General features: G+C 33.2%; 10 protein-coding genes and 1 pseudogene. 7 read left to right on the top strand and 4 right to left on the bottom strand.

Annotation, left to right across the window (positions count from 1 at the left end; all coding sequences use genetic code 11):
• Window positions 1–62: 62 nt before the first annotated feature.
• Window positions 63–257, bottom strand: a pseudogene (locus tag LOK41_RS26125) (hypothetical protein); the annotation flags it as partial.
• Window positions 258–370: 113 nt separating this feature from the next.
• The gene (locus LOK41_RS26120) at window positions 371–970 is read right to left on the bottom strand and encodes a hypothetical protein (protein WP_241818915.1); all 600 of its coding nucleotides are present in this window, start codon (window positions 968–970) and stop codon (window positions 371–373) included.
• A gap of 1,144 nt (window positions 971–2,114) precedes the next feature.
• Between LOK41_RS26120 and LOK41_RS26115 the strand changes: the two genes are divergently transcribed.
• On the top strand, window positions 2,115–2,468 hold the full coding sequence (locus LOK41_RS26115; RefSeq protein WP_241818917.1) for a winged helix-turn-helix transcriptional regulator: 354 nt from the start codon (window positions 2,115–2,117) through the stop codon (window positions 2,466–2,468).
• 163 nt (window positions 2,469–2,631) lie between these two features.
• Here LOK41_RS26115 and LOK41_RS26110 read toward each other — a convergent pair whose 3' ends face one another.
• A complete protein-coding gene (locus LOK41_RS26110; protein ID WP_241818914.1) occupies window positions 2,632–3,186 on the bottom strand; it encodes a sugar O-acetyltransferase in 555 nt (184 codons plus the stop codon).
• A gap of 271 nt (window positions 3,187–3,457) precedes the next feature.
• Window positions 3,458–3,790 (bottom strand): winged helix-turn-helix transcriptional regulator, encoded by a 333-nt coding sequence (locus tag LOK41_RS26105; protein WP_241818913.1) that lies wholly within the window; start codon window positions 3,788–3,790, stop codon window positions 3,458–3,460.
• Between the two features lie 250 nt (window positions 3,791–4,040).
• Here LOK41_RS26105 and LOK41_RS26100 point away from each other — a divergent pair, with 250 nt between their 5' ends.
• From LOK41_RS26100 to ahpF, 6 genes are all read left to right on the top strand, one after another.
• Window positions 4,041–4,589: an NAD(P)H-dependent oxidoreductase gene (locus tag LOK41_RS26100; RefSeq protein ID WP_241818912.1), complete on the top strand. Its 549-nt coding sequence runs from the start codon at window positions 4,041–4,043 to the stop codon at window positions 4,587–4,589.
• A 457-nt stretch (window positions 4,590–5,046) separates the two neighbouring features.
• A complete protein-coding gene (locus tag LOK41_RS26095) occupies window positions 5,047–6,564 on the top strand; it encodes an aminotransferase class I/II-fold pyridoxal phosphate-dependent enzyme (protein ID WP_241818911.1) in 1,518 nt (505 codons plus the stop codon).
• Between the two features lie 33 nt (window positions 6,565–6,597).
• Window positions 6,598–7,368, top strand: coding sequence for a HalD/BesD family halogenase (locus LOK41_RS26090; RefSeq protein WP_241818910.1), 771 nt, complete (start codon window positions 6,598–6,600; stop codon window positions 7,366–7,368).
• 154 nt (window positions 7,369–7,522) lie between these two features.
• Window positions 7,523–9,016, top strand: a complete 1,494-nt coding sequence (locus LOK41_RS26085; RefSeq protein WP_481748842.1) for an amino acid permease — start codon at window positions 7,523–7,525, stop codon at window positions 9,014–9,016.
• A 62-nt stretch (window positions 9,017–9,078) separates the two neighbouring features.
• Window positions 9,079–9,642 carry an alkyl hydroperoxide reductase subunit C gene (gene ahpC / locus LOK41_RS26080; protein ID WP_098398388.1) on the top strand — a complete coding sequence of 188 codons (564 nt, stop codon included), beginning with the start codon at window positions 9,079–9,081 and terminating at the stop codon, window positions 9,640–9,642.
• A gap of 41 nt (window positions 9,643–9,683) precedes the next feature.
• On the top strand, window positions 9,684–11,210 hold the full coding sequence (ahpF, locus tag LOK41_RS26075; protein ID WP_241818909.1) for an alkyl hydroperoxide reductase subunit F: 1,527 nt from the start codon (window positions 9,684–9,686) through the stop codon (window positions 11,208–11,210).
• The last annotated feature ends 166 nt before the right edge of the window (window positions 11,211–11,376 follow it).

Below are 11,376 nucleotides of genomic sequence, written 5' to 3'. Positions count from 1 at the left end.
GGTTCTGTTGCAAAAAATTCAAAATATCTTGAAGTAATCTCCCACTTCAAACAGTCCGTAAGGACGTTAAGTGGTGAGTAGTTCAAATCACTGTTATATTTATATTCAACCTTTTCTTTTCCACACTTTTCGCACTTATAGAAACTAGGTGTCCCTATCTGCCCTGTTTTAAAATTTTCACTATCTTGGGTTTTAATGAATTTATATTTGTGTATACATTTAGGTTCTCTTATTTTATTCATCCATTTTCCTAACATAGAGTAATTACTCTGTTTCTCTACATAAAAAAATCACTATTCTCCCATTTTTCTAAATCCATGAAAGAATAGTGATTTTAAAACTTCTTCACCTAATCAATTGAAGTTCTCCGTTACTTTTTGATTTCAATTGCTGAAGTAATATCATTCCAATCCGCAGCCAAATTAGCAGTTTTACCATACCAATCAGAGTGTCTAAATAAGACCCCTTTGCCATATCCTTGAGTTGAAGTATGTTGCCACAGTGTCGTCGAATAACTTGCAGAAGGTGAAGCTGTACTTACAGAAGAAATTCTGTCATTCCAGCTAGAAGGCAAGTTTTTAAAACCACTGCTCCAATAAATATACTGTCCACCTTTATTTTTATGCTCATAGAAATCGGTACTACCAGCACCGCTACCCAGTGTCGTTACTGGGCTTTGAAATCTTTGTTTATCTTTTTTGATAAAAGCCTCTAAGCTTTCTCTGCTCGTAAAACCATAAGCCAACCAATCTCCATTTGTATTTTGTTTAGGTAGAACCATAGTTATTTTTACGTCTTCGTTGGATTTGTTATTCAATTTTGCCAGAGAATCCACATTCTTTCCATCCACAGTTACATAGTCGAACGATTTAATCGTATAATCTTTTTCTGCACTTGCTGATATCGTTCCCAGTCCTCCAGTTAATACAAAACCAGTTGCTAACGCTCCTACAACTAATTTCTTGAACATACAAACATCCCCTTTTGTTAAGATTTTTTTGGTACAACTAAAATGTATGTTATTTTTATAATTGTGTAAATATTTATAAAATTTAGAAATAAAAAACAGAAAATTTGCTTTTTTTTGTAGCAATTTAGTTGCTTTTTATCGTTTGGGGTGCTTATTTTCACTAGGTTAATAAGTATGTGTCAAGACTCCTATATGTAAAATCACATGAGAAAACCAGGTAACATAATGTTATTATTTTATCATTTTCCGACAGATGTTGGCTTGAATTAAAGTTTGGTCAAAGTATTGTTGTAAATATTGATTTTATAAATAGAAGAAACCCACACACTTTGAAAAAGTTTGATCAAAATGTGTGGGTTTTAAGTTTGGACTCTTTAAGTTTTTATAAAAAAGATTGATCATTTTATGTGGCCTACTCAAATAAATGCAGTTGTCGGTTTAACTATATTCCTTCATGATATAGCATATAATATTCTTTTTTCAAAAGAAATATTTTGTTTAACATCCTAACTATTACAATATATTAGTAATTTTTTCTGTGTCTGTTGATAAATATAAAAACACTACCTAGCACACTTAATGAAAGCATAAAATATAACAATATATTAGGTAGAAGTTCTGCAGAAATAATATCTACCAAATGAAAAGTAATAAGTCCAATAATAGGGGTCACCATACATGCCTATCAACTTAAAAAAACAAATCCACCCCATAACGAAATTTTTTGTTACAAGTTAACATAAAATTTCGTTATGGGGGGTACTATAAAATTTTAGCTTAATAGCGATGTGGCGGTACACCTATATAAACGAAACCGAAGTTTTGGCTCAGACTTCGGTTTTTCGACATACAATGAATTATAGGAGCTACTAACAATCGCGTAAAATGTACAACTTTTTGTTGGCACCACTTAACCTTAACAAAACTTCGCAACAAAACCAATGTTACTCTCTACTTAATCCCCTGAAGACATAAATTGGTCTAAATACTTTTATACAAACAATTGATACAATAACCAATAATAATTAACTGTAAAAAAATAGTTTTTTTGTTATTTTATACTTTACCCACATATGATAAAATTTTGTATAGAAAAGATATATTTTCGTAAAATTATATCTTTTCATCTATATCAATCGAGGTGATGCATTTGAAAGAAGTAACTTACAACTGTGGATTAGAATTACTATCTGATATGATTACTGGTAAATGGAAAATGTTAATATTATTTTACTTAATTTCTGAAAAGAAGCGTTTTAGTGAATTAAAATCTTTACTACCTGGAATAACTTCAAAAATGCTGACAAAACAGCTACGCGAGTTGGAACAGAACAGATTAATTGAGAGGAAAATATATCAACAGGTACCAATGAAAGTAGAGTACTCTCTTACATCTAAGGGATATGAATTAGAAGCTATTTTATTTCAAATGTGTGAGATTGGTACAAATTATTTAGAAGATATTAGTGAACCTAATATTGTATTTCAAACTATCTAAAGCGCAAGTATTTTCATTATAATATTTTAAATTTAAAACATAAAAAATCACCCGTATTTTAAATTTCCTAACTTACTACGGGTGATTTATCTTTAAAGTTTAATATTAAGTTAAAAGGGATTTATTTCCATTTAATATTTTGCGTTTCTTTTAAATTAGAGACTTAACCTATTGTTTTTATAACTCGACAAGGGTTTCCTACTGCAACTACGTTAGGTGGTATGTCTTTTGTGACAACACTTCCCGATCCAATAATACTATTTTCCCCAATAGAAACCCCCATATTTATTACTGTATTTCCTCCAACCCAAACATTATCAGCAATGTTTACAGGCGCTGCAATTTCGTATCCTTCTCTTCTAGCCTGTGGTTCTGTAACGTGGTTTACAGAATAGATCTGTACCCTTGGTCCAAGCCACACATTATCTCCAATTGTCACTTTGCCACAATCTAAGATAATACAATCAAAATTTGCAAAGAAATTATCACCAACCTCAATATTGTAACCAAATTCACAACGGAAATTTGGCTCTATAAACGTATTTGAACCATTCTTTCCAAGAAGTTTCTTAATTAGTAGTTCACGATAGTCACGTTCTTCATCAGTTGTTGCATTATATAATCTTGTAATTTTCTTTGCATTTTCTCTTGCCTTGACTAATTCACTATCAAACCCACAATATATTTCGCCCAATCGCATTTTTTCTTTGACGTTCATAAATAAAATCCCCTCTCCGCCCTTAAATAAATTTATCATATATTCTTTTATTAATAATCTTCTAACCTAAACAAACTTTAAAGAAGAAGTCTTGGTTGATAGAACATCCTCTTCAACCAAGCGTTATCAAGTTATTGGAAAAAAGATGTATAGACCATATATGACAATTTAATTATATTCACGAAATTAGAAAAGTCAACAAAATCAGAATTTTAAATCCGACTGCTGCAGTGGCTTTATATTATGAATGCTATTAAAATTAATATGGAGATTATTCAACATTACTACCTTCTAATTGCTTTTGTATATGATATTGTCCCCATTCACACATACAATCAAGTACAGCAGTTAAAGTTTGTCCATACTCACTTAAAGAATACTCTACTTTTGGAGGTACCTGACTATGAACAGTGCGATTAATAATTCCATCTGCTTCTAATTCCCTTAACTGTTGTGTCAGCATTTTTTGGGTAATACTTGGCATAGCACGTTTAATCTCACTAGTTCTCTTTTTTCCATTTAGTAAAATACATAATAATACTACTTTCCATTTACCACCTACAACATCAAGAGTTGCCTCAATAGGAAAATTATATTTTTTCATAAAATCGCTCCTTTTACTAGTATTAAGTCTATAATGTTTTTGAATTTAAATGAAAAACTAAGCCTCCCCTATTTTTTACTTTTACAGGAACTTCAAGGTTCCTATAGTACTTCAAGGTTCCTATAGCACTTTAAAGTGCGTACTTTAAAGTATGTACTTTAAAGATTAGTATATATTACATGATATCAATATTACTTAATATAAAAATAGTATTGATATTATTTATTATTTTTTGAAAAGGGGAAATTTCATGAAAACACTAGTAATTATTGCACATCCAAATATTGAAGAATCTCGAGTAAATAAACGTTGGCTTGAGGAGATTAAAAAGCACCCAGAAGATTTTACTGTACATGAAATATATAAACGTTATCCAGATTGGAGTTTTGATATTGAATATGAACAAAATCTATTATTAGAACATGATCGTTATATTTTTCAGTTCCCATTCTATTGGTACAGCTCTCCGCCGTTATTAAAAAAATGGTTTGATGATGTTTTAGAATACGGATTTGCATATGGTTCTAAAGGAGATAAGCTTCAAGGAAAAGAGTTTGGCCTAGCAATTTCTGCTGGTGTAGTAGAGGAGGAATATCAAGCAGGTGCAGCAAACGAGTATACATTGAGTGAATTATTAAAACCTTATCAGGCTTCATGTCTTTATACTGGGATGAAGTTCTTACCGACTTTTGCTGTATATGGTGCAGAACACAATAACTTATCAGATGAAAAATTAGAAGAAAGTGCTAGAAACTACATACTTCATATGCAGAATTTTTCTAAAGAAATGAAAGTTTAATCACATTTTTAGGAAGATACAATTTCTATTTAGGATCCTATATTTAGGATCCTTTTTTATTACAGGATTTCTTAGGAAAAACCTTGAACCATTGTTTTTTTACGAATTAGAATAGATTTATTTTATCTAGAATTTCTAGATAAAAATGTATTATATAACTTAAAGGAATAACCAGGATATTCGTAGCATATTTCATATGCCTTTCCTTAAGACAATAAGAACCATATGATGTCCACTAAAAATAATTTACTAATTAAAAGTTATTATGTATATAACAGGATACTTTGACACAATAAAGTGCCTACTTCTAACAATTATTTTTAGAATATATAATGAAAATCGAATCTTAAGAAACTTTAATTTAGAGGGGGAACATATAAAGCTGTTTTATGCTGCTACATAGGCTAGAGAATTATTTTTCAAAAAATAAATTAATCTAATTAGTTGAGGTGATCTCTTGCAACTTCAAGAAGAAATTTTTCTATCGAAGAATAAAAGTAAACAATATGAGACTCCTTTAATTACTGGTGTGAAGAATTATATAAATAGTGATTATTTACAAATGCATACACCTGGTCATATAAAGGGAAGAGGATTAGATGAAGAATTTACAACCTACTTTGGAAAAAATACCTTGGATTTTGATTTAGTGGGTATACCGCCATTAGATTATTTACGTCATCCAACTGGTATTATTCACGAGGCACAGGTACTGGCTGCGGACGCTTTTGGAGCTGATTACACTATTTTTAGTGTTCAGGGTACTAGTAGCGCCAATGTAGTTATGATCATGAGCATTTGTAATCCAGGTGATAAAATTATTATTCCTAGAAATGTACATGCTTCTATTGTTAGTGGACTAATTTTATCTGGTGCAGTACCAATCTTTATATCTCCTGAGGTTGATTCTATCTACGGTGTTTGCCATGGTATTAGCTTAGAAAATATAAAGCAAACGCTAGAAGCTCATCCTGATGTTAAAGGTGTATGTGTAATAAACCCTACTTATTATGGCGCTGTAACTGATTTGAAAGCCATTATTGATTATGTGCATTCTAAAGGTATACCAGTCATAGTGGATGAGGCTCAAGGATCACATGTACATTTCCATCCGGATCTCCCTATTTCTGCAATGGAAGCAGGTGCAGATATTGCATCCTCAAGTATGCATAAAATGGGCGGTTCATTTACTCAAACAAGTGTCATCAATGTTCGAGAAGGATTGGTGAGTCTAGATAGGGTTAAAGAAAATTTCTCTTTAATTACGACTACTAGCGCATCCTACTTATTAATGGCTTCTTTAGATGCAGCTCGCAAACAACTAGCAGTTAATGGAGAAGAATTATTGCAACGAGCATTAAATTTATCTCGTATTGCAAGAGGTTCAATTAATAAAATTCCAGGGCTTTCTTGCTTAGGACCAGAAGATTTGAAGGGTTTAAGTTCTAGTTTTGCTTTAGATGAAACAAAGCTGTGTATAAATGTCACAAACTGGGGTGTAACAGGTAGGGAAGTTGAAAATATCTTACGTGATGATTATCGCATAGAAGTTGAGCTTTCCGATGTGAATAATATTCTTTTCATTGTAACAATTGGTCATAATGAATCTGATATTGAGCAACTTCTACAGTCATTAAAATCATTAGCTATTCGATTTGAGAACGGTTCAATACCAATTGATTTTGATCGAGTAACTAAGAGTAAAAGTGCTATAAGAACATTAACTCCACCTACATTGGCTATGACACCTAGAGAAGCGTACTTCTCCAAAGTTGAGTATATAGATCTAGATAAAACTATTGGAAGAGTGGCAGCAGAATCCGTACTGGTAACACCGCCAGGGATACCTGTCCTTTTACCAGGTGAAGTTATTACAATAGATATCGTGAATTATCTAAAATACTGTATTGAGTTAGGACTTTCTGTGCAAAGTAGCAATGGTTTACATGCTATTAAAGTTATTGATAATAAATAAACTTTTATATTTAAAAATCAGGAGGAATTTACTATGGAATTTCAAAAACAATTTGATGCAATTGTAGAACAACATATTAACTCATTACCTAAGGATTACTTATTAGTTCTTCAAGAAAGATTTAAAAATGAAGGTTTAGCAATGATGAATGACATGTTACCGCAACCTCTAATTGCAGCTATGTCTGCAGAAGCGAAATATCTTCTTTCTGAAAATGCAAAACGTCGTGATATTACCATTAAAGCCACAGGGAATACTCCACGTAACTTTAATGTAGTAAATCGAGACATCATTCATGCGGAAGGAAAATTAATTCCAGCATTTTTCAAGTCTGAAGTACTTTTAAATTTCTTAACATTCTTAAACAATAATGAACCAGTTCACCGCATTCCTTATACACCAGAAGAGTTTATTATCAATAACCAACAGAAAACAGGTGACACACATGGATGGCATTGGGATGATTATACATTTGCTTTAATCTGGGTGATTGAAGCTCCTAAAGAAGGTGAAGGTGCTCTTGTTGAATATGTACCTGATACTGTTTGGGATAAAGAAAACCCAGAGTCTGGATTAAAAGAAGTTTTAGAGAACCGTGAAATTAAGAGTTTGTATGTTCCTAAAGATCATTGTTACTTTATGAAAGCCGGCACTACATTGCACAGGGTTACACCGTTAAATAACGACTCTCGTCGTACTGTTGTTGTTTTTAGTTATGCATCTGAGGAAGATATGTCTAGAGAAATTTCTCATGAAACTATGGGCGAAATTTATGAAGATAATAAAGAATTAGTAGGAGTTTAAACTATAAGGTGAGCTAAACATCTTTAGAGTCGGAGCGAAACTCTTTACTCCGACTCTTTATGAAATAACCTCTGCAAAATCAAAAGTGTTTGAATAAAACGGTAAGAATTGATGTTATTTCTAAATACTCCAAAAAATTTATATGGGGGAGTTTATGAGTTCTGAAAGAGCAACGGTAACTTCGCATGTTAACAATATAGCTCAAAAAAGCACGGAACATCCTACAAATACATTAAAAAAGACATTAGAAGCTAGGCACCTTACTATGATTGCTATTGGTGGTTCAATTGGAACAGGACTATTTATTTCTAGTGGTACATCCATTCAAATGGCAGGTCCTGGAGGAGCTCTAATTGCTTATATTTCAATTGGAATAATGGTATACCTACTTATGATGAGTCTAGGTGAAATGGCTACTTTTCTACCTCATTCGGGTTCATTTAGTGTGTATGCCTCTAGATTCGTAGATCCAGCTCTCGGATTTGCTCTGGGCTGGAATTATTGGTATACATGGGCCATTACCCTTGCAGTAGAGTTATCAGCTTCTGCTATTATAATGAAATTCTGGTTCCCTTCTATTCCAGGCATTGTTTGGAGTGCTGCTTTCTTAACTATAATATTTCTGCTTAATTACTTTTCCACCAAGTCATTTGGAGAAGCTGAGTTTTGGTTTTCTTTAATTAAAGTAATAACAATTATAATTTTTTTATTAGTAGGATTACTCACTATTCTTGGGATTATTGGTGGAGAATTTGTTGGGTTTAAAAACTTCACTATCGGTGAAGCCCCTATTCCCTCTAGTGGTCTAAGCATCTTATCAGTTTTTATGATTGCTGGATTCTCTTTCCAAGGAACAGAATTAGTAGGGGTTGCAGCTGGTGAGAGTAAGAACCCTAAAAAAAATGTCCCTAAAGCTATAAAACAAGTATTTTGGAGAATTTTACTCTTCTATATTTGTTCTATCTTTGTAATTGGGCTGCTTATTCCATATACTCATCCTTATTTAATGAATATAGATATCGAAAATGTCTCGATGAGCCCTTTTACAATAGTCTTTGAAAAAGCAGGCTTATTATTTGCTGCATCTGTCATGAATGCTGTAATTTTAACATCTATTCTATCAGCTGCTAATTCTGGAATGTATGCATCTACTAGAATGTTATGGTCCTTAGCCAGAGAAGGAAAAGCTCCAAAATCTCTCATGAAAATAAATAAAAATGGTGTACCAATTAACGCTCTAATTGTTACGGCTCTAGTAGGAATGTTTGCTTTTCTTTCTTCTTTTTTAGGCGAAGGAAAAGTATTCATGTGGTTGTTAAGCTCTTCCGGCCTTTCTGGTTTTATAGCTTGGTTAGGAATTGCGTTAAGTCATTATCGATTTCGCAAAGCATATATAGCCCAAGGAAAAGACATAAATGATCTTCCTTATAGAGCTAAATGGTTTCCATTCGCTCCTATAATTTCAATAGTACTATGTATTGTTGTTATATTAGGACAAGAATATGAAAATATTGTGAAAATGAACGTTTCATGGGTTGATTTATTTGCGACATATATTAGTGCAATTTTATTTTTATGTATTTGGTTGGGTTACAAGATAAAATATAAAACTAAAATTGTTGATCTTAAGCAATGTGATTTTAATTAAGAATTTTCTTTTTGAAAATTTATTTATAATACTCAACATTTAAACTTAGGAGGAATTTTATCATGTTATTAATCGGCACAGAAGTATTACCATTTGAAGCGACAGCTTACCAGAATGGTGAATTTATTGATGTTACAGAAAAAAACTTCAAAGATAAATGGAGTGTAGTTTGCTTCTATCCTGCTGACTTCACATTCGTATGCCCTACTGAACTTGAAGATTTACAAAATCAATATGCAACTTTAAAAGAACTTGGAGTTGAGGTATACTCTGTTTCAACTGATACTCACTTTACTCATAAAGCATGGCATGATAACTCAGAAACTATTAATAAAATTAAATATATTATGATTGGTGATCCGACTCGAAAAATTTCTAGTAATTTCAATGTATTGATTGAAGAAGAAGGCCTTGCTGCACGTGGCACATTTATTATTGATCCAGATGGTATTATTCAATCTGTTGAAATTAGCTCTGACGATATCGGTCGTGATGCAAGTATCCTTGTAAACAAAGTAAAAGCTGCACAATACGTCCGTAATAATCCAGGCGAAGCTTGCCCAGCTAAATGGAAAGAAGGCTCTGCAACACTCAAACCAAGCCTTGACCTTGTAGGTAAAATCTAATAAATAAACAAAAAGAAATACAATTTAAGGAGTAAGACACAATGTTACTAGATGCGGATATCAAAGGACAATTAGCCCAATATCTTCAACTGATGGAAAGTGATGTATTATTAAAAGTTAGTGCAGCATCTGATGACACATCTAAAGATATGCTAGCTCTTGTAGATGAATTAGCAGCAATGTCATCAAAGATTAAGGTAGAAAAAATAGAATTAGAAAGAACACCAAGTTTTAGTATAAATCGTGTCGGTGAAGATACAGGAGTAGTTTTTGCAGGTATCCCTCTAGGACACGAATTTAATTCTCTAGTTCTAGCTTTACTACAAGTTAGTGGCCGCACTCCAAAAGTTGAGCAAAAAGTCATTAACCAAATTAAAAATATTCAAGGTGAATACCGCTTTGAATCTTACATTAGCTTAAGCTGCCACAACTGTCCCAATGTTGTACAAGCACTGAACTTAATGAGCGTTTTGAACCCCCATATTAAACATACTATGATTGACGGCGCTGCATTTAAGGAAGAAGTTGAAAATAAAGACATCATGGCAGTACCAACAGTATTCTTAAATGGTCAAACATTTGGAAGCGGACGTATGGTGATTGAAGAAATTCTTACAAAACTAGGAGTTGGCCCAGATTCTTCGGGATTTGCTGATAAAGATCCATACGATGTTCTTGTTGTTGGTGGTGGCCCTGCTGGTGCAAGTGCAGCAATCTATGCAGCACGTAAAGGTATCCGCACTGGTATCGTTGCTGAGCGCTTCGGTGGTCAAGTAATGGATACTATGGGCATTGAGAACTTCATCAGTGTAAAACGTACCGAAGGTCCTAAGCTAGTAGCAAGCCTTGAAGAGCACGTAAAAGGTTACGACATCGACGTAATGAATTTACAACGTGCGAAGCGTCTAGAAAAGAAAGGCTTAATCGAAGTAGAACTTGAAAACGGTGCAGTTCTAAAGAGTAAGAGCGTAATCGTTGCTACCGGTGCACGTTGGCGTAATGTTGGTGTACCTGGTGAAGCTGAGTTTAAAAACAAAGGTGTAGCATACTGCCCACACTGTGACGGCCCATTATTCACTGGAAAAGATGTGGCAGTTATCGGTGGTGGTAACTCTGGCGTTGAAGCAGCAATTGATTTAGCAGGTATCGTAAAACACGTAACTATTCTTGAGTTCATGCCAGAACTAAAAGCTGATGCTGTATTACAAGATCGTCTGTACAGCTTACCAAACGTAACTGTATTAAAGAACGTTCAAACGAAAGAAATTACTGGTAGTGACAAAGTAGAAGGTATTTCTTACATCGATCGTGAAACTGAAGAAGTTCACCATATCGAATTACAAGGTGTATTCGTTCAAATCGGTCTTGTACCAAACACAGACTGGTTAGGTGAAACAGTTGAACGTGTTCGTGGTGAAATTGTTACAGACAAGCATGGCGCTACAAACGTACCTGGTGTATTTGCTGCGGGTGACTGCACAAATACACCATACAAACAAATCATTATTTCAATGGGATCAGGCGCAAACGCATCTCTAGGTGCATTTGATTACCTAATCCGTAACTAACAGCATGATTTGATAACAATTAGAAAGTATTAAATTTGTTAATAAAGAACCTATAACAATCCAATATATCCTATCCTTTAAACCAGATATATTACCAAGAAGGTATTATATCTGGTTTTCGTATGTATTATAAAAATGGTTCTGGTGCAAAAATCATTTGATAGAT

The sequence above is a fragment of the Bacillus sp. TL12 genome, assembly GCF_022625245.1.
In the GTDB taxonomy this organism is placed as follows: domain Bacteria; phylum Bacillota; class Bacilli; order Bacillales; family Bacillaceae_G; genus Bacillus_A.
Note: the sequence above shows the minus strand (reverse complement) of the source record. Positions and strands in the feature narration are given on the sequence as shown.

Bases quoted from the DNA above. Each gene is read 5' to 3' on its own strand.
- LOK41_RS26110 (WP_241818914.1), bottom strand. From the start codon at position 3,186: ATGAACGTCAAAGAAAAAATGCGATTGGGCGAAATATATTGTGGGTTT.
- LOK41_RS26120 (WP_241818915.1), bottom strand. From the start codon at position 970: ATGTTCAAGAAATTAGTTGTAGGAGCGTTAGCAACTGGTTTTGTATTA.
- LOK41_RS26085 (WP_481748842.1), top strand. From the start codon at position 7,523: ATGAGTTCTGAAAGAGCAACGGTAACTTCGCATGTTAACAATATAGCT.
- LOK41_RS26100 (WP_241818912.1), top strand. From the start codon at position 4,041: ATGAAAACACTAGTAATTATTGCACATCCAAATATTGAAGAATCTCGA.
- LOK41_RS26090 (WP_241818910.1), top strand. From the start codon at position 6,598: ATGGAATTTCAAAAACAATTTGATGCAATTGTAGAACAACATATTAAC.
- ahpF (WP_241818909.1), top strand. From the start codon at position 9,684: ATGTTACTAGATGCGGATATCAAAGGACAATTAGCCCAATATCTTCAA.
- LOK41_RS26105 (WP_241818913.1), bottom strand. From the start codon at position 3,790: ATGAAAAAATATAATTTTCCTATTGAGGCAACTCTTGATGTTGTAGGT.
- LOK41_RS26115 (WP_241818917.1), top strand. From the start codon at position 2,115: ATGCATTTGAAAGAAGTAACTTACAACTGTGGATTAGAATTACTATCT.
- ahpC (WP_098398388.1), top strand. From the start codon at position 9,079: ATGTTATTAATCGGCACAGAAGTATTACCATTTGAAGCGACAGCTTAC.